Origin of the sequence: Paraburkholderia sp. J69-1 (assembly GCF_905220255.1) — a bacterium.
Lineage (GTDB): Bacteria > Pseudomonadota > Gammaproteobacteria > Burkholderiales > Burkholderiaceae > Paraburkholderia.
In genome coordinates this window covers 357108-379908 of record NZ_CAJMZG010000009.1, presented here as the reverse complement: position 1 = coordinate 379908, position 22801 = coordinate 357108, and the positions used below count along the sequence as shown (strand labels likewise).

Genomic DNA, 22801 nt, shown 5'->3' with positions numbered 1-22801 from the left:
GTCGCAGTCATAGCCACGGTCTCCCCCGGGCGTCATAGTAGTTGTCGCCTCTGAACTTTCTTATCGAGAAGATTCAGAGTTCGAAGTTGAAGACGAAACAGGCCTTGCAGGAGAGCCGCGGCATTGAACGGCTGGTGTCGGGAGCGCGGCCTGTTTGCTCATCATCTCGCGCAGTGACGAGCGGATTTTTGCACTGGCGGCGCAGCCGGTAGCCGACGAGAGAGCGCCGAGGAAGTACGGGATCTGAAGCAGGCCAATGTGCAATCGCGCGGGAGCTCAAAGGCAAGGAGCAAGCGCTGGCCGAAGCTGCAGCGCTAATGATGCTGCAAAAAAGTACCGCGCGCTCTTGGGGGACGAGGCCGAATGACGGCCCGTGAAGAGCGCATTGATCGTCCTCATCAACGAGGCGAGCCGGGCCGGGGCTCGGCAGGCGCACGCGTGCAGGACTCAGGGGCTGAGCGCGCGCACTGTTCAGCGCTGGCAGCGCTGCGAACCTGACGCGGTGGACGCTCGCTCGTCACGGCACCACGAGCCGTGCCACAAGGCCTCTGCCCAGGAACGCGCCGAGCTTCTGGCAGTCGCAAACTCGACCGATTTGGTCATCTTGTTGGCGTTCACCGAATTCTGATCCCCGGTGGATCAATTCTGGGTGAACGTCAACGGGCGATGATCGGCGCGCGTGCCTTTTCCGTGAGCGCGGCCACGCCGCGAAGAACGCCTCGATGGCGTGGGCGCTCACCATACCGAAGCCCGGCACGACCTTTCACCACTGGCGTCGGCGCGGGATGCGGAGGGTGAGGTCGGTAAGCGTCGCGATGCCATAAGCCTGCAAGATCCGCACGGCACGCGGCGCGAACCACTGTGCGATATCGTCGATGATCTCGGGTTCGGGCGGGCGTGTGTTGCGAAGCGCCTCGATCGCCTGGGCGACCGCTTTCGCGTGCCAGGTGCATGCGTTTGCAGGGTGATCGAGGAGGACCTCCAGATTGTCCCGGTGTGCGACGGGCGCGAGGGCAACCAGTCGGCGCCTGATTCGCCCGAACACGCCGCGCGCCGATTTTCCGTCGCCCAGTTCGAAGGGCCGGTAGCGCTCGACCGCGGGCCGCGCGGCCACGCCCGCATACCACGCGCGCAGGGCGGCGAGTTCGACTGCATCGGGAAAGCCGGACGAATCGCGATCGTCTGGACGAGACGGGGCGGGCAGGGCGGTCTGACGCGTTTTCATACATCCGAGTTTACTCAATAAAAGCACACCTTATGATAATTATAGTTATGTTTATATCCGCATTCCGTGATCATCGACTCGTCCAGGCAAACCAGCCCGCGCCACAAATCAAGCCCGATCCAGCGCCTTGATCGCCAGCGCCGTCGCCGCTGCGCGCGTTTCCACGTGAAGCTTGCTGAACAGATGTTCGAGGTGTTTGTTCACCGTTCGCGGCGCCATGCCGAGAATATCGCCGATGTCGCGATTGGCTTTTCCTCGCGACACCCATAACAGCACTTCGGCCTCGCGTGCCGTCAGCGCAAAGCGGGCCGCAAGCGAGGTACGGTGCACATGGTCGTCGATTTCGGCGAGGATAATCATCCATTCGCCTGATTGAAGCGCAGGCGTCACGCTCGCCGTGCGTCGCACGTGTCCCGAGACGATCTCGTGCACGGCATCGACGGGGCTTCCGCGCGCGAGCCAATCGACGAACCAGGCACGCAGGAGCGCTGGCAGGAAGGCGGACACACCCGTCTTCGCCGAGCCCTCCGTGTCATCGTCCGGGTAGGCCGCAACAAGCCGCGCCGCGTGCGGACTTTGCCAATGAACAGCCCCGTCAGCGCCCACCACCAACGCCGCACGCGCATCGATCGACAGCGCGGCCTGCGCATAGAGCTGCGAACGCGAGCGCTGCACATGGGCGCCGATTCGCGCGCACACTTCCTCGGGCCGGACCGGCTTCGTCACATAGTCCACGCCGCCTACCCGGAAAGCGCGCACCACGTGCTCGCTCTCCGTCAGCGCCGTCATGAAAATCACAGGCAGATGTTCGTGGCGCGCGTCCTGTTTCAGGCTGCTGCAGGTGTCGAAGCCGTCCATGCCCGGCATCATCGCATCGAGCAGCACGACGTCGGGCGTGACGCGCGCAAGGCGCTTGAGCGCATCTTCGCCCGAAAGCGCGACCAGCACCGCGTAGCCGTTCGCCTGCAGCGTATGGGAGAGAAACGCCAGATTGTCGGGCGTATCGTCGACGATCAGCACGACGGGACGATGGCCGACCCACGCGGGCATCGCGTCCGCGCGGCTCGGGTTGCATGCGTCACGCGCCGTCGGCGCGTGCAAGCAGGTCGAGTTCATGCTCAAGCTCCCTTAGCTGAAAGCGTTCCGCCAATTCCCGCAAGACATCGATCTGTTGTTGCAGGGCGGGCCAGGTCGCGCGCGTCGCGTCGAGCTGTTCGATCACGCCTTCGACATAGCCGACATCGAGATGCGCGCGCAGGCGTTCGACGACCGCCTTCGGCCAGACGGCAGGCGGTTCGGTAGGCCGTGGAAGCGCGGGCATCGAGATCTCGGATGCAATCCAGTCGAGTTCCAGCAACTGCGCGAGTTTGTCGACGAGCAGGCTCACCTGAAGCGGCTTGACCAGATAGCCGGCGCAACCGGTGGCGCTCGCGCGCTCGCGATCGTCGGCGAATGCGTTGGCGGACAGCAGCAGAATGGGCGCGTTCGACAACTGGTTTTCGCGAATCAGCCGGCTGGTTTCGTAGCCGTCCAGCAGCGGCATGGAAATATCCATGATGATCGCGTCCGCCGTGTGGGTGGCGAGCCAGCGCAACGCGTCGGTGCCGCTCGCGGCTTGCGCGACTTCGAAGCCGAGCGGTGTCAGCAATTCCACGACGATGCCGCGGTGATCGGCGAAATCGTCGACTACCAGAATCGCGCGGCGCGGCCCCGTATAGCCGCGAATCGCCGCCAGCTCGGTGGGCGCAGCGACGCCGCTTTCGACCGCGGGCGCGAACAGGCGCACCACGAAGCGCGTGCCGCGCCCGACCTCGCTGTCGACTTCCAGGCTGCCGCCGAGCGCCTGCGTCAGCAGCTGGCAGATCGTGAGGCCGAGGCCCGCGCCGCGATCGTGGGCGTGCGCAGCCTCGCCGCGCTCGAAGGGGAGAAACAGGCGCTCCATTTCCGCCGATGGAATGCCGGGGCCGGTATCGGCGACTTCGAATTTGAGCGTGTCGAGCACATGGCTCACGCGCAGCGTCACCGTGCCGCTGGACGTGAAGCGGATCGCGTTGCCAATCAGGTTGGTGAGAATCTGGCCCATGCATTTCTGGTCGGTGCGCACCGTGGCGGGCAGGCGGCCGACCGTTTGCACATCGAAGGCGAGCGCTTTTTCCAGCGCCTGCGGCCGCAGCATCGACGTGACATGCGCGACGAAATCCGCCAAAGGCACCTTGGCGATATTCAATTGCAGTTTGCCCGCCTCGATGCGTGCGACGTCGAGCAGGCCGTCGACGAGCGCCAGCAGATGCTCGCCGCTGCGGTGGATCGTGCGTACCGCGTTGTAGCGCGTGGGCGTGAGTTCTTCCTTCGCCTGCAGCAGCAATTGCGCGTAGCCGAGAATGCTGTTCAGCGGCGTGCGCAATTCATGACTCAAGCCGGAAACGTAGCGGCTCTTGGCCTGATTGGCCGATTCGGCGGCGGCCGTCGCGCGCTTGAGCGCGGCATCGGTTTTCTGGTGCGCGTCGATTTCGAGCATCAGCAGTTCGTTTTGCCGCTGCGACTCTTCCTGCGTGACGCGCCGGCTTTCGCGCTCCAGCACGAACCACCACGCCGCGATGCAGCCCACCAGCGAGAGCGCGAGAAAGATCTTCAGGAAACTGCTGCCGAGTGCAGGGCCGATCGATGCGTCGGTGGCGGCTATCGACGTCGCGCTTTGCGACCAGATCAGATAGAGCACGCTCGAAAGCACGGCGAGCATCGCCAGCACTAGGCTCGCGTAGTGAATCAGGCGCAATGCGCCGGGGCCGAGCCGTGCGCCCGGCAACACGCGATGGAGCGCGCGGTCGGCTTGCGAAACGAAGCGCGCGTGCGGCTTGCAGCGGTCGTGGCAACGCGAGTCGAGCGAGCAGCACAGCGAGCAGATGGTGCCGCCGTAGGCCGGGCAGTGAGCGGTGTCGTCGGGTTCGAAGCTGTTTTCGCAGATCGCGCAGCGCAGCGAGGTGGCGTCGCCGGTCGGTTGCGCTTCGCGCGCGATGTAGTAGCGCCCGCGCGTGGCGATGGCGAGCACGGGCGCGCACGCGAACGCCACGCCAAAGGCAATGAACGACGACATCGCCTTGGCAAGCACGCCGAACAGGCCGCTGTGCGCGAGCATGGCAACGGCCGCCGCGATCAGCATCGCGCCCACGCCCACGGGATTCACATCGTAGAGATGCGCGCGCTTGAATTCGATATGACGCGGGCTATAGCCGAGCGGCTTGTTGATGACGAGATCGGCGAACAGCGCGCCCACCCACGCAATCGCGATGTTCGCGTAGAGCGACAGCACCTTGCCGATCGCGTCGAACACGCCCATTTCCACCAGCAGCAACGCGATCATCACGTTGAAGACGAGCCAGACCACGCGCCCGGGATGACTGTGCGTGAGGCGCGCGAAAAAATTCGACCACGCGAGCGAGCCGGCATAGGCATTCGTCACGTTGATCTTCAATTGCGAGACGATCACGAACAACGTCATCGCGGGCAATGCCCAGCCTGCGAGCCCGAACGGATCGAGCAGCAGATGGTAGGCCACGAGATACATCTGCGTGGGCTGCGCCGCGTGGCTCGCATCGACTTCGTACTGGAGCGCGACAAAGGCGAGAAACGCGCCGCCGAGCATCTTCAGCGCGCCCGGCACGATCCATCCCGGTCCCGCCCCGAGCAGCGCCAGCCACCAGCGCGTGCGGTTCTTCGCCGTGAGCGGCGGCAGGAAGCGCAGATAGTCCACCTGTTCGCCCACTTGCACGATCAGCGCGAACACAACGGTGGACGCCTGTCCGAATGCAATCAGGCTGAATGCGCGGCCTTGTGGCGCGAAGCCCGCGAAGGTCGTCCATTGCGCGAGCAGATCCGGGTGATGCCACAACACCGCCGCATAGGGCAGCACCAGCAGCACGAGCCAGAGCGGCTGCGTCCAGCTTTGCAGGCGGTTGATCAGCGTGATGCCGAACATGACGATCGGTATCACGACGAGCGAACTCACCACATAGGCGATCGCCAGCGATAGATGGAAATAGAGCTGGAGCGCGAGCGACATGATGGCCGCTTCGAGCGCGAAAAAAATAAACGTGAACACCGCGTACAGCAGCGAAGTGACCGTCGAGCCGATATAGCCGAAGCCCGCGCCGCGCGTGAGCAGATCCATATCCACGCCGTAGCGCGCGGCGTAATAGCTGATCGGCAGGCTTGTGAGCCAGATCAGCACGGACACGGCCGCAATGGCCCAGAACGCGTTCGTGAAGCCGTAGTTCACGACGAGACTGCCGCCGATGGCCTCCAGCACCAGAAACGACACCGCGCCGATCGCCGTATTGGCGACGCGCAATTCCGACCAGCGCCGAAACGAGCGCGGCGTAAAGCGCAGCGCGTAGTCCTCCAGGGTCTCGTCGCCGACCCAGGCGTTGTAGTCGCGGCGCACCTTGACGATGCGTTGCGTGCTGGTCGCGCCCGCTGACGGGGGGCTCTGGGGCATGAGGATGATCCGTGTTGGTGCGCGGGCGGCAAGAGCGGGATGCGATGCAAATTACATTCCAGTTCATGCGCCGGGAATACGTCAATCGACGTATTCCGATCGTCAATTTGGCTTTCTACATTGCGTCCAACACTCGACCCAGCCCGCTGCGACCCGCACCGGGCACCCGATAAGGAGAACGTGATGTCCGCAGACGATCGATTCGATGACGATGCCCAGATGCCTTCGCTGCTGCGCCGGAAAATGCTCGGCGGTCTCGCCGCCGCGCCGCTGATGGCACTGGGCCTGCCGCGCGGCGCGTTTGCGCAGACGCCGCCCACGGCGAAGGTCAATACCACGGGCCTCGCGGTGACGGACACCACGGTGACGGTCGGCCAGCTTCACTCGGCCACGGGCACGATGGCGATTTCCGAGACCGGCTCGATCCAGGCCGAGCGCCTGGCCATCGAGCAGATCAACGCAATGGGCGGCGTGCTGGGCCGCAAGGTGCAGATCATTCAGGAAGACGGCGCCTCCGACTGGCCGACTTTCGCGGAGAAGTCCAAAAAGCTGCTGGAAAACGATCACGTCGCAGCGGTGTTCGGCTGCTGGACTTCGGCCTCGCGCAAGGCGGTGCTGCCGGTGTTCGAGAAGGACAACGGCCTGCTTTACTACCCGACCTTCTACGAAGGGCTCGAACAGTCGAAGAATGTGTTCTACACGGGCCAGGAGGCGACCCAGCAGATTCTCTGGGCGCTCGACTGGGCCTCGAACACGAAGAAGGCCAAAACCTTCTTCCTGATCGGTTCCGACTACATCTGGCCGCGCACTTCTAACAAGATCGCGCGCCGCCATATCGAACAGCATCTGCACGCGAAAGTGGTGGGCGAGGAGTATTACCCGCTCGGCACGACGGAATTCGCCTCGCTGATGAACAAGATCAAGCTCGCGCGCCCCGACTGTATTTTCGCGACCGTGGTGGGCGGCTCGAACGTGGCGTTCTACAAGCAGCTCAAGGCCGCGGGCATCACGCCGCAGAAGCAATTCCTGCTGACGCTGTCGGTCACGGAGGACGAAGTGCTCGGCATCGGCGGCGACAACTTCGCGGGCTTCTATTCGTCGATGAAGTACTTCCAGTCGCTCGATAACGACAACAACAAGAAGTTCGTTGCGGCCTTCAAGGCGCGCTACGGGCAGAAGTCGGTGATCGGCGATGTGACCCAGGCCGCGTATCTCGGTCCGTGGATCTGGAAGGCCGCGTGCGAGCGCGCGGGCAGTTTCGACGTGGACAAGGTGGTCGCGCATTCGGCCGGTATCGAGGTGGCGAACGCGCCGCAAGGCTTCGCGAAGGTCGATCCGAACCATCACCTGTGGAGCCGCTCGCTGATCGGCGAAGGGCAGGCGGACGGCCAGTTCAAGGTTGTCGCGCAGTCGGCGCAGCCGATCCAGCCGAATCCGTTCCCCAAGGGCTACATGTAATCCGTCAACCGCAGCGGCGCGGCGACGCATGACGCCGCCGCGCGAGGAGCGTTCGATGTCCGCTACCGATATTTTCAACATCACGCTGATGCAGGGCTTCGCCGGTCTGAGCCTCTTCAGCGTCCTGCTCCTGATGGGGCTCGGGCTCGCCGTGATCTTCGGCCAGATGGGCGTGATCAATATGGCGCACGGCGAGTTCATGACGATCGGCGCCTATACGGTCTACATGTTCTCGTGGTTCTCGCAGAACGTCTGGCACGCATTCACGCCCGTGTACTTCTTCTTCGCGATTCTGGCGGCGTTCGCGCTGTCCTTCGCCGCGGGCTGGCTCGCCGAATGGGCGTTGATCCGTCATCTCTACAAGCGGCCGCTCGACACGCTGCTCGCCACCTGGGGCCTGAGCCTCGGCATGCAGCAGGTGTTCCGCTCGACCTTTGGCCCGAAGGAAGTGAGCCCGGCGCTGCCCGACTGGCTGATGGGTTCCTGGGAGCCGAAGCCGGGCCTCGATATTCCCGTGAGCGGCATGTTCGTGATGGGCCTCGCGCTGCTGATGACCGGCGGCCTGCTGCTCGCGCTTTATCGCTCGCGCTGGGGTTTGCGCGTGCGCGCCACGGTTGCGAACCGGCCGATGGCGAACGCCGCGGGCATCAACACGCGACGCACCGACCGCATGACTTTTGCGATTGGCTGCGGCATCGCAGGCGTGGCGGGCGCGGCGTTTACGGCCATCGGCTCGACCGGACCGACGAGCGGCTCGCTCTACATCGTCGATTCGTTTCTGGTGGTCACGTTCGGCGGCGCGGCGAGTCTGCTCGGCACGGTGGCTTCGGCGTTCGGCATCGCGCAGATGCAGTCGATCAGCGAGTTCTTTCTCTCGGGTTCGATTGCGCGCGTGCTCACGCTGTTGACCGTCGTGGTGATTCTCATGCTGCGCCCGCAAGGCCTGTTCGCCTCGAAGGTGCGGCGCGTTTAAGCGCGCGCGTTATTGCACACGGCGCAAACGCCGCACAAGCCTCATTCACAGCTTCATTCGTATGGAGAGATGGACATGGAACCCATCCAACCCACGGCCGCCGGCGTTTCCCCGCGCTCCGGCCGCGGCGCGCCGCCAGCCGGATGGCGCGCGCGTGTGGCGCGGCTCGACGCCTCCGGCTACGCGGGCATCGTGCTGCTCGCGCTGCTGATCGTGGTCGTGTTTCCGCTCGCGCTCGACACGTTCCGCCTGAACCTGATGGGCAAGTACCTGACCTATGCGTTCGTGGCGATCGGCCTTGTGATCGCGTGGGGCTATGGCGGCGTGCTCAGTCTCGGGCAGGGCGTGTTCTTCGGCCTCGGCGGCTACGCAATGGCGATGTTTCTCAAGCTCGAAGCATCCAGTCCGGCCGCCACGCGCACGCAGACCACGCCGGGCATTCCCGATTTCATGGACTGGAACCAGCTCACCGCACTGCCGGCGTGGTGGAAGCCGTTTCACTATTTACCGTTCTCGATCCTTGCGGTGCTCGTCGTGCCTACGGCGCTTGCTTTCGTGATCGGCTACGCCATGTTCAAGCGGCGCGTGGGCGGCGTGTACTTCGCAATCATTACGCAGGCGGTCGCGCTGATTCTCTCGGTGCTGATCATCGGCCAGCAGGGCTATACGGGTGGCGTGAACGGCATTACCGATCTGCGCACGCTGCTCGGCTGGGACATTCAATCCGATCACGCGAAGCTCGTGCTGTATTTCGTGAACGTCGTGCTGCTGATCGGCGCGCTGCTTGCCTGCCGTTGGGTCCAGCGCAGCAAGCTCGGCACGCTGCTGCTGGCGATGCGCGACAAGGAAGACCGCGTGCGCTTCTCCGGCTACGACGTCGCCATGTTCAAGGTGTTCGCGTTCTGCCTCGCGGCGCTGCTGGCGGCCATTGGCGGCGCGATGTTCACCTTGCAGGTGGGCTTCATGTCGCCGTCGTTCGTCGGCATTGTGCCGTCGATCGAAATGGTGATCTATGCGGCCATCGGCGGGCGCATGTCGCTGGTTGGCGCGGTGTATGGCGCGATTCTCGTCAATCTCGGCAAAAGCTGGTTTTCCGAGAGCTTCCCCAATCTCTGGCTCTATCTGATGGCGGCGATGTTCATCGGCGTGGTGATGGTGTTTCCGAACGGGCTGGCGGGTCTCTACGACGAGCATGTGCGCCCGCGTGTGCGGCGCCTGCTCGGCGCGGCGAACAAGGAGGCGTGAAACATGAGCAATACCGACTTTCTGCTCGCGATCGAAGACCTGACCGTGTCGTTCGACGGTTTCAAGGCGATCGACGCGCTCAATCTCTATCTCGAACGCGGCGAGCTGCGCGTAGTGATCGGCCCGAATGGCGCGGGCAAGACCACGCTGCTCGATCTCATCTGCGGCAAGACGAAGGAAACGGCGGGCAGCATCAAGTTTCGCAACGAGGAAATCACCAATCTCGCGGAATTTCGCCGCGTGCGTAAAGGCATCGGCCGCAAGTTCCAGACGCCGTCGATCTACGAAAACCTGAGCGTGGCGCAGAACCTGGAAGTGTCGTTTCCGCGCGGACGCAGCGTGTTCGGCGCGCTGGCTTACCGCGAAGACTCCGAAGTGGCCGACCGCGTGCGCGCCGTGGCCGACGAGATCGGGCTGGCGGCGTCGCTCGATATGGAAGCGGGGCTGCTTTCGCACGGCCAGAAACAGTGGCTCGAAATTGGCATGCTGCTTATGCAGGACCCCGAATTATTGATGCTCGACGAACCGATCGCAGGCATGAGCGTGCGCGAGCGCGAACTGACGGCCGATCTGCTCGACCGGATTTGCCGCAACCGCTCGATGATCGTGATCGAGCATGACATGGCCTTCGTCGAGCGAATCGCGCACAAGGTCACGGTCATGCATCAGGGCAAGATTCTCGCGGAAGGGCCGATGGCGCAGGTGCAGGCCGATCCGCGCGTGATCGACGTTTATCTGGGCCACTGAATTGGCCACTGAGTTGAGCATCGAACGACAACACGGAGAACACATCATGCTGGAAGTCGACGATCTCGTCGTCAGCTACGGGCAGAGCGAAGTGCTGCACGGCATCGGCTTTTCGGTTGCGCAAGGCGAAAGCGTGGCCGTGATGGGCCGCAACGGCATGGGCAAGACGACGCTGTTCAAGGCGCTGATCGGCATGCTGCCCGCCAGCCGCGGCACGGTGCGCGTGGGCGGCGCCGACGTTTCGAAGGACGAGAGCTATCGCCGCGTGTCCAACGGCATCGGCTATGTGCCACAGGGACGGCAGATTTTCGCTTCGCTGAGCGTCGAGGAAAACATCCAGACGGGCCTCGAAAACGCACAGAGCCAGCGCGTGCCCGACGAACTTTACGCGCTGTTTCCCGTGCTGTTCGACATGCGCAAGCGCAAGGGCGGCAATCTCTCGGGCGGCCAGCAGCAGCAACTCGCGATTGCGCGCGCGCTCGCGACCGACCCGAAGGTGCTGCTGCTCGACGAGCCCACCGAGGGCATTCAGCCGTCCGTCATCAAGGACATCGCCCGCGCGCTCAACCAGATTCGCACGAGCCGCAATATCGCCATCGTCGTTTCGGAGCAGGTGTTGAGCTTTGCGCTCGACGTCGCCGACCGGCTCTTCGTGATCGAAGGCGGGCGCTTCGTGCACCAAAGCACGCGCGATGCGGGCGACACCGAGCGCATCCGCGAATACCTCTCCGTCTGAGCGCGGCGCGGCTCTCGCGCGCCGCGCCGTATGTCAATCCGCGAAACCAGGAGCGAACGCAATGCCCGAGACTCTCATCAAGGTCGATCTGAACCAGTCGGCCTACGAAAACGAACAGGTGCACAACCGCTGGCACCCCGACATTCCGATGGCCTGCTGGGTCAAGCCCGGCGACGATTTCATCCTCGAAACCTACGACTGGACCGGCGGCTTCATCAAGAACGACGACAGCGCCGACGACGTGCGCGACATCGACCTGTCGATCGTGCATTTTCTCTCCGGCCCGGTGGGCGTGCACGGCGCGGAGCCGGGCGACCTGCTGGTGGTGGATCTGCTCGACATCGGCGCGAAAGACGATAGCCAGTGGGGCTTCAACGGCTTCTTTTCGAAGACCAACGGCGGCGGCTTTCTGACCGACCATTTCCCCAGCGCGCAAAAATCGATCTGGGATTTTCACGGCGTCTATACGAGTTCGCGCCATATTCCGGGCGTGAATTTCGCAGGCCTGATTCACCCGGGCCTGATCGGTTGCCTGCCCGATCCGAAGCTGCTGGAGACCTGGAACGCGCGCGAAACCGCGCTGATCGCGACCGAGCCCGAGCGTGTGCCGCCGCTCGCGAATCCGCCGTTCGCGGCCACCGCGCACATGGGCAAGCTCGCGGGCGAGGCGCGCGATAAAGCCGCCGCGCAGGGCGCGCGCACGGTGCCGCCGCGCGAGCATGGCGGCAATTGCGATATCAAGGATCTATCGCGCGGCTCGAAGGTGTTTTTCCCCGTCTACGTGGATGGCGCGGGCCTATCGGTCGGCGATCTGCACTTCAGCCAGGGCGACGGCGAGATCACCTTCTGCGGCGCGATCGAAATGGCGGGCTGGGTGCATATGCGCGTGAATCTGATCAAGGGCGGCATGGCGAAATACGGCATTCGCAACCCCGTATTCCAGCCCAGCCCGATCACGCCCAACTACAACGATTACCTCATTTTCGAAGGCATTTCCGTCGACGAGCAGGGTGGTCAGCATTATCTCGACGTGACCACTGCGTATCGCCAGGCGTGTCTGAACGCCATCGAATATCTGAAGAAGTTCGGCTATTCGGGCGCCCAGGCGTATTCGCTGCTGGGCTGCGCGCCGGTGCAGGGGCATATCAGCGGCGTAGTCGATATTCCGAATGCCTGCGCGACCTTGTGGCTGCCGACGCAGATTTTCGACTTCGACATTCGCCCTAACGCCGATGGCCCGATCCAGCACATCAAGGGCGGCGTGGATCTGCCGTGTTCGCCGGATCTCGCGAAGGCTTGAGTCTGCGGATGTTTTTAAAAGGAGGCTGTCATGCCGATCTATGACTTCGAGTGCGCGAATTGCGGGCCATTCTCCGTCATGCGCCGCATCGCCGAGCGCGACAAGCCGTGCCGTTGTCCCGCGTGCGGCGAGGAGGGCGGCCGCGTTATCGGCGCGCCCGCGCTGGCCTTGATGGCGGGCACGAGCCGCGCCGCGCACGCGACCAACGAGCGCGCTGCACATGCGCCGCGTCAGTCTGGCGACGGGCCGCCGCTGCGTCATCGCGCCGGTTGCAGTTGCTGTTCGGGCGGCGCGGCGAAGCTTGCCGGAGCGGCGTCGGACGGCCTCAAACGGCCGGCGGGACGGCCCTGGATGATCAGCCACTGAGTTGCGCCGCGCGCGAGTCTGCCACTCAAAGGCCGGGGACTTTGCGCGCGGCATCAACGCGTTCAAGGAGAAAGCGTCATGCGACATGGTGATATTTCGAGCAGCCGCGATTGCGTGGGCGTCGCGGTAGTCAACTACAAGATGCCGCGTTTGCACACCAAAGCGGAGGTGCTGGACAACGCGCGCCGTATCGCCGACATGGTGACCGGCATGAAGCGGGGTTTGCCGGGCATGGATCTCGTGGTGTTCCCCGAATATTCCACGCACGGCATCATGTACGACCGCGAGGAGATGTTCGAGACGGCGTCCACGATACCCGGCGAAGAGACGGACATTTTCGCGGCGGCGTGCCGCAAGGCCAACGTGTGGGGCGTGTTCTCGATCACCGGCGAGCGCCACGAGGAACATCCGCGCAAGGTGCCGTACAACACGCTCGTGCTGATCGACAACCACGGCGAGATCGTGCAGAAGTATCGCAAGATCATGCCGTGGACGCCGATAGAAGGCTGGTATCCGGGCGACCGCACCTATGTGACGGACGGGCCGAAGGGCCTCAAAATCAGCCTGATCATTTGCGACGACGGCAACTACCCGGAGATCTGGCGCGACTGCGCGATGAACGGCGCGGAATTGATCGTGCGCTGCCAGGGCTATATGTATCCGGCCAAGGAGCAGCAGGTGATGGTCGCGAAGGCCATGGCGTGGATGAATAACACCTATGTGGCCGTGGCCAACGCCACGGGTTGGGATGGCGTGTATTCGTACTTCGGCCACTCCGCGATTGTCGGTTTTGATGGGCGCACGCTCGGCGAATGCGGCGAAGAGGAAATGGGCGTGCAATACGCGGAGTTGTCTGTCGGCATGATTCGCGACGCGCGGCGCAACATGCAGTCGCAGAACCATCTGTACAAGCTGCTGCATCGCGGCTATACCGGCACGATCAATTCCGGCGATGGCGCTAACGGCGTGGCGGCTTGTCCGTTTGGTTTCTATCGGCGCTGGGTCGAGGACCCGGAGGGCACACGCCGTAGCGTCGAAGCCTTGACGCGCGCGACGCCCGGAACCGCGGAATGTCCGATCGAAGGTATCCCGCACGGCGAATGAGTGTTGAGCGCGCGATCGAACCGTGAGCACGTCGATCGCTTCCGCTTAACCGTCCGTGGACCGGTGAGAACTAGCTCGCCGAATCCGGAAAATCCGGACGGAGTTCGGCTTCGATCTGATCGATCGTCGGGAGGCCTGTTTCCATCGCCGGCGGCACTTCGCGCATCAACTGGTATTCGGCCACGCCCATCGGCTTGGCCATGCCTCGCAAGGCATATTCGGCCACAAGCCGGTTTTTCTCCTTGCACAGCAGCAGCCCGATGGTCGGCTGGTCGTCCGGGGCCTTCACCTGCGCATCAATCGCGGACAGATAAAAGTTGAGTTGCCCGGCGTATTCCGGCTTGAAGGGCGTCGTTTTCAATTCGACGACCACGTAGCATCTCAGCTTCAGGTGGTAGAACAGCAAGTCGATGAAGAACTCGTCGCCGCCGATCTCCAGCCGGTACTGGCGCCCGACGAAGGCGAAGCCGGCGCCCAGTTCCAGCAGAAAGCGCGTGATATGCTGCGTGAGCGCGCGCTCGATGTCGCGTTCCTGCGCGCTTTCGGTCAGGCCAAGAAAGTCGAAGATGTACGGATCTTTCAGCGCGTCCCGCGCGAGATCGGATTGCGGCGACGGCAGGCGATCGGCGAAATTCGTCACAGCGTTGCCCGCGCGCGAGTGCGCCGCAGTCTCGATCTGCATGACCAGAACGCTTCGCGACCAGCCGTGTTCGAGGGATTTTGCGGCGTACCAGAGGCGCAAAGGCGCGTCGTCGAGCTTGTCGAGCAAGGTGACGACGTGGGACCACGGCAATTGTGCAACGGGCTGTTGCACAAATTCCGGCTGCGGGAACGCTTGAGCCAGCGCGCGCATGTACTTGAGGTTGCGTGGCGAGAATCCACGCATGTCGGGAAACGCCGCCTTGAGATCGCGCGCCAGCCGGTCGATAACCCCGGCGCCCCAGCCTTGAGCCAATTGCCGCTCGAGAATGTCCTGACCGATTTGCCAGTACAGCGTCACCAATTCCCGATTCACGCTGGCGACGGCGCGTTGGCGCGCATGTTCGACGCGCTGTTTCACCTCGGCGAGCCAATGGCGATAGTCTTCGGCCCAGGCGGGATTGGCTGGTTCGTTGGTCATGCGCGGTTTGGTCGGACTGCGGTTATGAAAATCAGGGGCAACACGTGCACAGCGTACTGGCAGACGAGGCGCCATGCCAGCAATACGGGTCTGAGATTGTAACATTCAACCCAGAATTTTCGGTTGATAATTAAGATTATGTCAAATTGAAGCGGCCAGCTGAAACTGGATTTCCGACCATTGGTATGAAGAATTGTAAATTTATTTACAATTGCTTACATCGCCTTACGAGTCGTAATTTCCATGACCCTTGTTGCACCCCGTCACGGCGAGCTTTCCGACTTTCTCGCGCTTTCAGACGGGCTTTCCATCGCACGCATCGCCGACATCCTTCGCTGTTGCACCCGAACCGTCCGTAACTACGCCGCTGGCCGCGCGCCGATCCCCTGGCATCGCATCGAGCTGCTTCGGTTGCTCACCAGACCGCCTGCGGCCGAGCCGCCGCAAGTCCTCGATCAAAGCAACGCCGAAGAAGTTGGCGTGACGGCCAACATCGAACCCGATCCCAATGCACCCGATGTGCCGCCCGCCGAAATGCTGGCGTGGGTCGGCGTGCATGCGCCGCATTTCCTCTCAAGCCAGCGTAGCTTTGCGCTGTACGTGCGCGGCTGGAACGTCGTCGACAAAATCCGCCGCGCCAAACAGGAAGGCAGCTTTAACGAGGTGTTGGCGCGCTGGCGCATCATCGCGCTTGAACTGCCGAAATCTTGGCGCTCCGGGCGCCTGCTGCAATCTTTCGAACCGCCTGCCTATCGCCGCTCTACGACGTAACGCCCCGGAAATGCGATCGATGCTTGTCGCTTGTCGGGTCGTCGCGCACTTCAAGCGCGAGCGTCGTCATGAGTCCGCCGTCGCCTAGCTCGTGCCGCGCTGATTTCACCAGCCACGGCGTTTCGTCAATTTCCGGTTTGAAGCCGGAAACTGTCACGGGCAGCTCCGGAAAGATTTCAGGCTGGCCGATCGCGAGCGTGTAATCGAGCGTGGCCTGACTACGCTGTGTGCGCGCAAACTCGGCTTCGGCGGCCGCGCGGGCTTCGGCTTCCGTTGCATAGTCTTCGGGCAGCACCTTGATGTTGTGATTGCTCTCGCCGCCGATCACGACAGACTTGCGTTTGCCTTTCCCGTTGGAATGGTAATGCGCGCGAACGCCCGCATAACTCTCGCGCTGAGCGATGTGATAACGATGCTGGTCGCCGCTCTTGCGCGTGAGGTTGAGCACACTGAGCGTCTTGCCGCTTGCGGTCTTGCCCGTGCCGATCGGCATGAATAGCAGGCGCAGATCCTTCACATTCATCACTGCGTCGTAGCGTTTCGCCACGCGCGTGAGAAACGACATGTCGCTTTCGTGCGTCTGGTCGATGTGCGCAATGGCCACCTTCGCCAGCACTTCAGCTATGGCCGGCGTCAGCGAGTGACGCCCGGCGATCGCGGTCACGATCGCGCCGAGCGTCTGCGCATGCCAGCTCTGTTCCCGTCGCTCGTGCATCGCTTCCGTCATGGACGCCGAGCGCGCCCGGATCGTGATGATGTCGGGCGCGCCGCTGTGCTCCACTTCGTCAACAGTGAACGTACCCTTGTCGACGAGCGTTTCGCCGACCCATCCGATTGCAACCTTGATCGCGGCGCCGCGCTTCGGAATCGCGAACGTGTTTTTCGAGTCGTCAAGCACGAGGTCGAGCGTGTCGGCTTCGTCGGCGCGCGATTCGGAAATCGACAGGCTGATGAGGCTCGGTGCGATCATTCGCGACAGGTCGCGGCCGTCGAGCGTGATGCGGTAATCGGCCTGTGGCTCTTTGCGCGTGATGATTTCGGTCCTGTCACTCATGCTCCGCCCGTCTTTTCGAGCACATAGGTGACGGCCGAATTCACGGCTTCGCCCGTGTTTTCGCTGATGGTCTTTGCCGCGCTCAAGGCTTTGTCCAGCGTGATACCGCTCGCCGAAGACAGCCCTTTGAGCGCCGATTCTGCGATATCCGGTGCAACTGTCGCGGCCGCTGCGATCGCCGCCGATTTGACGGTATTGAGCGACAGGTTTTTCACGTTGTCGACAATCTGCGCGCCCACCTTCGCAACGGCCGTTGCCTGCGACAGTAGTTGTTTCGCACTGCTCTTTGTTTCCGCACTCTTGTCGGCCGTGGCGAGTGTTTCGTCGGCCACGCGCTTGAGCGTCAGCACAAAATCGATCTTCTTCGGCGTGCCGTCGGCCATCGGATACGTCTGCGTTTCGTTCAGGCCGTCGATGATATAGGCGCCGTAGATGTTGCCCGTGCCGTCGACAAGCACATAGGCGTCGCCGGTGTCGCCCATTTTCGCGAGCTGGTCAAGCGATGCGATCGAGCCGAATTCTTCGGCGGGCACGACCGTGCCATTTAACGTGATCGTGTCGTCGCCGGGGCCGGTGTACTGGCTCGCGTCGCGCACGCCCACGCGCGAGCTGGTGCGATGCTTCCAGTTGCGCTGGCGTTGCAATTCCCGGTAAGGCACCGTCTTCAGGCTGAAAACGAATTGATCGAGCGACATCATCATGGGTGGCTTTTTCTCCAGGCGTGCGCAGTTAGCGATCGGACAGGCTCGAACCGATGCGCGAGCGCTTCGCGTTCTCGCGGCGATCCAGCTCGGCGGCCACGGCGCGCGCGATCGCCTGCGGATCGGCGCCGGCCTGCGTGTGAATGTGAATGACGTAAGGCGTCGCGCCGCTTGCGGCGGCCGCCGCCGCTGGCTGGTTCGTGAGCGGCGCGCGCGTGTCGATCGGCACGGTCGACCGCACGAGCGGTGCCACGGCCGCGCCGGCATAGCCCGGTGCGCCGAACGACGTGGCGGCGACCGTTGCGAGGCCCATTGCCGCTTTCGCGACACGCCCCTGCTCGCCCTCCATGCCGATCGCGGCGCCCTGCCCGATGAAGCCGCCGAGTTCGCCAAACACACGGCTGGGGCTATGAATGCCGAGCTTTTCCTTGAACCATCCGACCGTCGAGCTGGCGACGTTCACGATCGCATCCTTGACGGCGCCCAGCCCGTTCGTGATGCCGTTCACGAGGCCCGAAATCAGGTGGCCGCCGAATTCTGTGAACTTCGCTGGCATGTCGACGCCAAGCAAAGCCATGCCGGCCGCAAAGCCGCGATACAGCAGGCCGATCGGACTCCAGTTCACGAGCAGCGAACTGATGCCGCTGATGCCGCCATCGAACGCCGTGCGAATCTCCGTCCAGATCCCGCGAAAAAACGCCTTGAACGGCTCCCAGTATCGATAGATCAGATACGCGCCGAGCGCGATCGCCGTGATGGCGAGGCCAATTGGATTCATCAGCAGCATGCGGCCCATGAACATGATCGCCGTGCCGAGCATCCGGAATGCACTGGCGCCCATGCCAAGCGCGCGCACCAGAAGGCCGCCCTGCATGCCGAGCATCTGCATGCTGAATTTCACCACGGCCAGCGGGCCGAGCACGCCCGCGAGCGCGATCGTGAGCGTGCCCGCAACAACGAGCACAGCCGCGAGCGCGGCCGCGACGGTCAGGATGATTTTGGCGGTCGTGCTGTGCTTGTGCGCGAGGTCGATCAGCGCGCCGAGCGTGATACGGATCTTGTCCAGTGCCGCGTTATAGAGCGGCGCGACGTGCTCGCCGATTTCGAGCTGCAGATCGCGCATTTTCGCCATCGCGTCCAGCTCACGGCCTTCGGTCTGCTTCTTCGCCAGTGAATGCAACTGGTCGATGCCGTAGGCGCCCTGATTGAGCTTTTCGCTCTTGTGAATCTGCGCGCGTTGCAGGTACATCGTGGCGAACAGGTTGGCCCCGTTGCCGTTCGTCATGATGGTGCCGAATTCATCGAGGATCTTGCTCTGGTCGGTGATGCCCTTCGCCTTGAGCTTGGGCAGCAGCACCTTTTCCATCCATTCGAACGGCGAGGCCTTGTAAAGCTCGCTTTCAATCAGCGCGCCCGGCTTGATGCGGCTCACGTTGCCGATCTTGTTGAACTCCACGTTCTTCCTGTCGACGATGCCCAGTTCGACCATGCGCTTTGCCGCGCGCACGGTCGTTTTGCCCTGCATGAGATTGCTATACGCGGCCGCGACGCCCGTGCCCGCAGCGTGGCCGCCCATTTCCTGAATAAGCGGCTCCATCTGGTAATAGAACGCGTCCTGCCGCATTTGCTTCGCGGCCGTCTTGCCGGTCTGGATAAAGTTGCGCCACTCGTCGCCCCCTACCCGGCCGCCCGTCGCCGACAGCACTTTCTGCACCTTGTCGGCTTCGCCCTTGAACGTCGCTTCGTCTTTCGTGCCACCGCGCAGCTCAATGACCTTGAGCATGTTCATGAACTTCTCTTCGTTCTCGTGGCCTTCTTCGCCGCCGAACATGGCTTCGTTCGCGAACTTCATTTTCGCGAGCACGGGCATCGCCATTTGCGCGTGATGCTCGTCAGCAAAAATCGACATCGAATCGCGCATCAACGTCATGTTGTCGGACGTGCTCACGCCGATCATTTTCATGGCGCGCGCGTACTTCTCGGCGTCTTTGGTGGCTTCATCGCCGAGGCCGAGCGCGCCGATGCGGCCGCGCTCGTTCTGCACCTTCTTCGCCTGGTCGATCGATTCGTGCATGTCGCCGAGAATGTGCGTGCCAGTCGCCTTCGCGGCGTAACCCGCCACAGCCATCGAACCAGCGACGCCCTGCATGGTCTGCATGCTTTTGCGCGCGTTGGCGACGCGCTTCTCGCGCTGTCCCAGTGCTTCGAGCCTGCGCATCTGTTCGCCCATGGCCGTATTGGCTGCGGCGATGTTCGTGCGCAGCTCGCGCTCGTGCTGCGAGAGGTTGCGCGTGTCGACGCCGGCCGACGACAGGCGCGAACGCATTTCCTGTAACTGTGCGGTCTGCTGCTTGTGCTCGGAACGCAGGCGCGAAGCCGCCTGCCGCGCCTTGTCGAGTTCGGCCGTCATCTGCTGCGACGGCGGCCCGACTGAACGCAGCGAACGCGACAGCTCTTTGACGTGAGCCGTCGCGTCGTTCAGTTTCGTGCTGGTGGCTTCGATGCCGGTGCGCATTTCGCGAAATTGCGCGACGGACTTCTGAGTCTTGCCCATTTCGGCCAGCTCGCGGCGCGTTTCCTTGAGCGAGCTGGCCAGCCCCTTGTTACCGGCGAGAATGTTTTTCAGGGGCTTCGTCATCTGGTCGACCATATCGAAGACGACGCGAAGTTTCAGGGCGTTATCCATCGTTTCCGTTTCCGTTTCCGCATCTCACACGCGCACGCTCGCGCCAGTCCATCAATTCCGCAAGGCCGAATTCATCCATGACGGCCGGGGTCCATCCGCCGAATACCGTTGCGATATCGGCCATGGCGTCTTCTACTCGATTTGGGAGGCCATGCTCGCTTTCATGGCCTTCGGCATCAAAAAACCCATGAAAATCCCTCCGAGCTGTACGAGGTCGGCCGGGTCGAGGTTCGCGACATCGTGCTCGGTGAGCGTGGGCGAACTGATACGCGGCAGCACTTTCGAGAGCGCGCCCACGTCGAGATTCACGAGGTCGGAAAGCGACGCGCCGCGCAGCTCACCCGAGCGTGGTTTGCGCAACGTGATGGTGTCGATCGTCTGCTTGCCGCGCACGATCGGCGTGTCGAGTGTGAGCGTGTTCGGGTCTTTTTCCGTCGTGTCTGCGCCGCGCGGCACGGCATCATATTTTTCGGACTGCGAGACATTGTTCGTGCTGCTGGTTTGGGTGTTGGTCTTCATGGTTCAGTATGGGAAAAAATGTGCGAGTGGCGCGGCGAAAAAGTGGCGGCCGCGCGTGAGTTTCAGTGCGTTACAGCCCGATCGCCGTGCGAATGGCCTGCAACAGATCGGTGCCGTTGATCTTCTCGATCATGTTCACGAAGTCGATTTCGATGATGTCTTCGTTGTTGATCGACAGCTTGTAATAGCTGGCCGCCGTCGTGATCTTGAACGCCGTGTCGTCTTTCGGCTTCGCACTGCCGAAATCGATTTCCGTATGACGGCCGCGCACGATAATTTCGACGGAATCCGCGGTGTCCGAGTCTTCGGCCTTGTAGGCGCCCGCGAAGCGCAGCAGCACGGCGTCGTGTTTCAGCGCGCCGTATTGCGTGAGCACGGATTTCACGAGGCCGCCTGCCGTCCATTCGAGCTGGATGGCCTCCTGCCCGAAATCGATCTTGATCGGGCCGCTCATGCCGCCGCCCTGATAGTCCTCGGTCTTGCGCGTGAGCTTCGGCAGCGTGACTTCGGGCACCTTGCCGACGAAGTTCTCGCCGTTGTGGAAAAGGTTGAACGCTTTCAGTTTGCTCGGCAATGCCATAGCGATTGACTCCTGTTTCGGTGCGGGCTTACGCCGTCACGCGCGACGCGAAGTCGGCGAGATAGCGGTCGGTGATGCGCTGGCGCAGCTTGAGATTTTCGAGCGGCGGCACGGGCGTGTAGTCGTAATCAATGTACGCGCCGCCGGACTTGAGTTCGTCCGTCGTGTTCGGCTCGGCATCCCACCACGACGAACCACCGATCAGATAGCCCTGCGAGGTCCAACTGCGGAACTTCGAATTGATGCTCTCGATAATGTCACGCGGCAGCGAGGGATTGAGCGGGCCGTCGACGTTGATCGCCTGCGCTTCGGCGATCGAATCGGCGATCACCTGCGCGGTGCGCGTGTAGTTCTCGAATGCGAAATTGGTGTCGTCGGTACAGGTGCGCGAACCCCAGAAGCGATAGCCGTCGCGATTAATCAGCGTCGTGACCTGCTGTTCGTTCAGATAGCCCGCATCAGTGGCCGGGTCTTGGAGATCCCACGAAACGTCGGCCGTGATGCCGGTGGCGCCGTTCACGACGACATTCGAGAGCGTTTTATGCCAGCCCGTATCGTTGTCGATCTTTGCGCGCAGACCCATTGCGAAGGCGACGGCCGGATATTCCACATCGGCGTTGGCCGTGTCATCCCATGCCGTGAAATTCGGCCAGATCACCATGACTTCGCGCTGGCCGAACTGCTTGCGGTACGTCGTGGCTTCTTCCTTGGTCTTGCAGCCGCTGGCGAAGGCGTAGACCATGCCGCGCAGCGATTGCGCAATCGTGGCGAGCTGGTTTGTCACGGCCTGCGTGTCCAGAAACGGCGCGCCGAGAATACGCGGCTTCACACCGAATTTCGTCTGTGCGGTGAGCAGCGCCATCGCACCCGTATATTTGCCTTCAGCCGTCACGGTGCCGATCACGTTCGAGGTCGTTTCAGCAGCGTCCGCGCCTTCGGCCACGCGCACGACGACCGTGACCGGCTTCGTTTGCAGGCTGATTGCTTTCAGTGCCTTGTAGAGCGTGCCCTTGGTGCCCGCCTTGCCGAGCGCCGAATTGACGTTCGTGAGCAGCACGGGTGTGTTGAGCGGGAACGTCGCTGCGTCCGCATCTTCGGACGTGGCGACAAGGCCGAGCACGGCCGTCGACACGGTTCGGATCGGCCGCGTGCCTTCATTGATTTCCAGCACGCGTACGCCGTGGTGATAGTCCTGCGCCATGTTCTGATTCTCCGGTGGTGGTGAGATAAGGATGCGGCCGTTACAGGGCCGTCACGAAATCTGGCGCGGCCGGCAGCTCGGCGTTCGGCCAGTCGGCTGCATCGGGCAGATCGCGCAGTGTCTTGCGATAGGCGAGCAGCGTCGTGTATTGGTCGGCCGTGAGCGTGGTGGCGCCGCCGAGCGCCAGTTCGTCCTGATGGCGGGCAACGATCCAGTCGGTGGCCGTGATCGCCGCGTTGCGCTCTGCCCGCTTCAGCTCGGCGAGCGCGTCACCGCTCGGTGCGGGCGCATCGAGCAGCACGGGATTGCCGCCCGCGTCGACGCCAGGCTGCTTGCCAACGCTCTGGCCATCGAGCATGGCGCGGTATTGGTCAGTCGTGAGTTTGACGAACTGCGCGCCTTCGGGGGGCATGCACAGTGCGTCGTCGTAATAGCCGGTGATTGCCCCGACAGCGTCATAGGTTGCGTATTTCTGGCTCATACCAGTACCCAATCGAGAAAAGGGAGAAACGGTGCTCAG

The 22801-nt window shown here is 62.9% G+C and carries 21 protein-coding genes and 1 pseudogene; 10 read left to right on the top strand and 12 right to left on the bottom strand.

The genetic code is table 11. From position 1 onward, the window contains the following. Positions 1-373: 373 nt before the first annotated feature. Positions 374-628: a hypothetical protein gene (locus U5A67_RS19120; protein ID WP_321815709.1), complete on the top strand. Its 255-nt coding sequence runs from the start codon at positions 374-376 to the stop codon at positions 626-628. A gap of 135 nt (positions 629-763) precedes the next feature. On the opposite strand, the gene U5A67_RS19115 is transcribed toward U5A67_RS19120, so the two are convergent. The 3 genes from U5A67_RS19115 to U5A67_RS19105 all read right to left on the bottom strand — a co-directional run bounded on the left by U5A67_RS19115 (position 764) and on the right by U5A67_RS19105 (position 5720). Further along, complete coding sequence (locus U5A67_RS19115) at positions 764-1225, bottom strand: phage integrase family protein (protein WP_321815708.1); 462 nt, start codon at positions 1223-1225, stop codon at positions 764-766. A gap of 108 nt (positions 1226-1333) precedes the next feature. Further along, the gene (locus tag U5A67_RS19110; protein ID WP_415767873.1) at positions 1334-2341 is read right to left on the bottom strand and encodes a response regulator; all 1008 of its coding nucleotides are present in this window, start codon (positions 2339-2341) and stop codon (positions 1334-1336) included. Further along, complete coding sequence (locus U5A67_RS19105; RefSeq protein ID WP_321815707.1) at positions 2304-5720, bottom strand: ATP-binding protein; 3417 nt, start codon at positions 5718-5720, stop codon at positions 2304-2306. The genes U5A67_RS19110 and U5A67_RS19105 overlap by 38 nt, the downstream gene beginning before the upstream one ends. A 183-nt stretch (positions 5721-5903) precedes the next feature. Between U5A67_RS19105 and urtA the strand changes: the two genes are divergently transcribed. From urtA to U5A67_RS19065, 8 genes are all read left to right on the top strand, one after another. Continuing rightward, a complete protein-coding gene (urtA, locus tag U5A67_RS19100; RefSeq protein ID WP_321815706.1) occupies positions 5904-7178 on the top strand; it encodes an urea ABC transporter substrate-binding protein in 1275 nt (424 codons plus the stop codon). 55 nt (positions 7179-7233) lie between these two features. Next, complete coding sequence (gene urtB / locus U5A67_RS19095) at positions 7234-8151, top strand: urea ABC transporter permease subunit UrtB (RefSeq protein WP_321815705.1); 918 nt, start codon at positions 7234-7236, stop codon at positions 8149-8151. 75 nt (positions 8152-8226) lie between these two features. Next, complete coding sequence (gene urtC / locus U5A67_RS19090) at positions 8227-9396, top strand: urea ABC transporter permease subunit UrtC (protein ID WP_321815704.1); 1170 nt, start codon at positions 8227-8229, stop codon at positions 9394-9396. Positions 9397-9399: 3 nt separating this feature from the next. Continuing rightward, on the top strand, positions 9400-10143 hold the full coding sequence (gene urtD / locus U5A67_RS19085; protein WP_205980949.1) for an urea ABC transporter ATP-binding protein UrtD: 744 nt from the start codon (positions 9400-9402) through the stop codon (positions 10141-10143). Between the two features lie 46 nt (positions 10144-10189). After that, complete coding sequence (gene urtE, locus U5A67_RS19080) at positions 10190-10879, top strand: urea ABC transporter ATP-binding subunit UrtE (protein ID WP_321815703.1); 690 nt, start codon at positions 10190-10192, stop codon at positions 10877-10879. Positions 10880-10940: 61 nt separating this feature from the next. Then, positions 10941-12179: a formamidase gene (gene fmdA / locus U5A67_RS19075; RefSeq protein WP_321815702.1), complete on the top strand. Its 1239-nt coding sequence runs from the start codon at positions 10941-10943 to the stop codon at positions 12177-12179. A 30-nt stretch (positions 12180-12209) separates the two neighbouring features. Next, entirely contained in the window at positions 12210-12545 is a 336-nt protein-coding gene (locus tag U5A67_RS19070) for an FmdB family zinc ribbon protein (protein WP_205980946.1), read from the top strand. A 78-nt stretch (positions 12546-12623) separates the two neighbouring features. Beyond that, positions 12624-13649 (top strand): aliphatic amidase, encoded by a 1026-nt coding sequence (locus tag U5A67_RS19065; protein ID WP_205980945.1) that lies wholly within the window; start codon positions 12624-12626, stop codon positions 13647-13649. A gap of 70 nt (positions 13650-13719) precedes the next feature. Here U5A67_RS19065 and U5A67_RS19060 read toward each other — a convergent pair whose 3' ends face one another. Next, positions 13720-14769: a PDDEXK nuclease domain-containing protein gene (locus tag U5A67_RS19060; RefSeq protein WP_321815701.1), complete on the bottom strand. Its 1050-nt coding sequence runs from the start codon at positions 14767-14769 to the stop codon at positions 13720-13722. A gap of 243 nt (positions 14770-15012) precedes the next feature. On the opposite strand from U5A67_RS19060, the gene U5A67_RS19055 reads away from it, so the two are divergent. Beyond that, on the top strand, positions 15013-15540 hold the full coding sequence (locus U5A67_RS19055) for an IS21 family transposase (protein WP_321815700.1): 528 nt from the start codon (positions 15013-15015) through the stop codon (positions 15538-15540). Here the strand turns inward: U5A67_RS19055 and U5A67_RS19050 are convergent. From U5A67_RS19050 to U5A67_RS19015, 8 genes and pseudogenes are all read right to left on the bottom strand, one after another. Then, positions 15530-16594 carry a phage late control D family protein gene (locus tag U5A67_RS19050; RefSeq protein ID WP_321815699.1) on the bottom strand — a complete coding sequence of 355 codons (1065 nt, stop codon included), beginning with the start codon at positions 16592-16594 and terminating at the stop codon, positions 15530-15532. The two genes, U5A67_RS19055 and U5A67_RS19050, sit on opposite strands and share 11 nt — an antisense overlap. Before the next feature lie 308 nt (positions 16595-16902). After that, positions 16903-17295: pseudogene (locus U5A67_RS19045) on the bottom strand (phage tail protein); the annotation flags it as partial. 28 nt (positions 17296-17323) lie between these two features. Then, a complete protein-coding gene (locus U5A67_RS19040; RefSeq protein ID WP_321815698.1) occupies positions 17324-19981 on the bottom strand; it encodes a hypothetical protein in 2658 nt (885 codons plus the stop codon). Continuing rightward, on the bottom strand, positions 19974-20105 hold the full coding sequence (locus U5A67_RS19035; protein WP_321815697.1) for a GpE family phage tail protein: 132 nt from the start codon (positions 20103-20105) through the stop codon (positions 19974-19976). Before U5A67_RS19035 ends, U5A67_RS19040 begins: the two co-directional genes overlap by 8 nt. Positions 20106-20113: 8 nt before the next feature. After that, positions 20114-20500: a phage tail assembly protein gene (locus tag U5A67_RS19030; protein ID WP_321815696.1), complete on the bottom strand. Its 387-nt coding sequence runs from the start codon at positions 20498-20500 to the stop codon at positions 20114-20116. A gap of 70 nt (positions 20501-20570) precedes the next feature. Then, entirely contained in the window at positions 20571-21080 is a 510-nt protein-coding gene (locus U5A67_RS19025) for a phage major tail tube protein (protein WP_321815695.1), read from the bottom strand. Between the two features lie 28 nt (positions 21081-21108). Then, on the bottom strand, positions 21109-22281 hold the full coding sequence (locus U5A67_RS19020) for a phage tail sheath protein (protein ID WP_321815694.1): 1173 nt from the start codon (positions 22279-22281) through the stop codon (positions 21109-21111). Positions 22282-22321: 40 nt separating this feature from the next. Beyond that, positions 22322-22762, bottom strand: coding sequence for a phage tail assembly chaperone (locus U5A67_RS19015; protein ID WP_321815693.1), 441 nt, complete (start codon positions 22760-22762; stop codon positions 22322-22324). Positions 22763-22801: the final 39 nt, after the last annotated feature.

Bases quoted from the DNA above. Each gene is read 5' to 3' on its own strand.
- U5A67_RS19115 (WP_321815708.1), bottom strand. From the start codon at position 1,225: ATGAAAACGCGTCAGACCGCCCTGCCCGCCCCGTCTCGTCCAGACGAT.
- U5A67_RS19110 (WP_415767873.1), bottom strand. From the start codon at position 2,341: ATGAACTCGACCTGCTTGCACGCGCCGACGGCGCGTGACGCATGCAAC.
- U5A67_RS19105 (WP_321815707.1), bottom strand. From the start codon at position 5,720: ATGCCCCAGAGCCCCCCGTCAGCGGGCGCGACCAGCACGCAACGCATC.
- urtA (WP_321815706.1), top strand. From the start codon at position 5,904: ATGTCCGCAGACGATCGATTCGATGACGATGCCCAGATGCCTTCGCTG.
- urtB (WP_321815705.1), top strand. From the start codon at position 7,234: ATGTCCGCTACCGATATTTTCAACATCACGCTGATGCAGGGCTTCGCC.
- urtC (WP_321815704.1), top strand. From the start codon at position 8,227: ATGGAACCCATCCAACCCACGGCCGCCGGCGTTTCCCCGCGCTCCGGC.
- urtD (WP_205980949.1), top strand. From the start codon at position 9,400: ATGAGCAATACCGACTTTCTGCTCGCGATCGAAGACCTGACCGTGTCG.
- urtE (WP_321815703.1), top strand. From the start codon at position 10,190: ATGCTGGAAGTCGACGATCTCGTCGTCAGCTACGGGCAGAGCGAAGTG.
- fmdA (WP_321815702.1), top strand. From the start codon at position 10,941: ATGCCCGAGACTCTCATCAAGGTCGATCTGAACCAGTCGGCCTACGAA.
- U5A67_RS19070 (WP_205980946.1), top strand. From the start codon at position 12,210: ATGCCGATCTATGACTTCGAGTGCGCGAATTGCGGGCCATTCTCCGTC.
- U5A67_RS19065 (WP_205980945.1), top strand. From the start codon at position 12,624: ATGCGACATGGTGATATTTCGAGCAGCCGCGATTGCGTGGGCGTCGCG.
- U5A67_RS19060 (WP_321815701.1), bottom strand. From the start codon at position 14,769: ATGACCAACGAACCAGCCAATCCCGCCTGGGCCGAAGACTATCGCCAT.
- U5A67_RS19055 (WP_321815700.1), top strand. From the start codon at position 15,013: ATGACCCTTGTTGCACCCCGTCACGGCGAGCTTTCCGACTTTCTCGCG.
- U5A67_RS19050 (WP_321815699.1), bottom strand. From the start codon at position 16,594: ATGAGTGACAGGACCGAAATCATCACGCGCAAAGAGCCACAGGCCGAT.
- U5A67_RS19040 (WP_321815698.1), bottom strand. From the start codon at position 19,981: ATGGATAACGCCCTGAAACTTCGCGTCGTCTTCGATATGGTCGACCAG.
- U5A67_RS19035 (WP_321815697.1), bottom strand. From the start codon at position 20,105: ATGGCCGATATCGCAACGGTATTCGGCGGATGGACCCCGGCCGTCATG.
- U5A67_RS19030 (WP_321815696.1), bottom strand. From the start codon at position 20,500: ATGAAGACCAACACCCAAACCAGCAGCACGAACAATGTCTCGCAGTCC.
- U5A67_RS19025 (WP_321815695.1), bottom strand. From the start codon at position 21,080: ATGGCATTGCCGAGCAAACTGAAAGCGTTCAACCTTTTCCACAACGGC.
- U5A67_RS19020 (WP_321815694.1), bottom strand. From the start codon at position 22,281: ATGGCGCAGGACTATCACCACGGCGTACGCGTGCTGGAAATCAATGAA.
- U5A67_RS19015 (WP_321815693.1), bottom strand. From the start codon at position 22,762: ATGAGCCAGAAATACGCAACCTATGACGCTGTCGGGGCAATCACCGGC.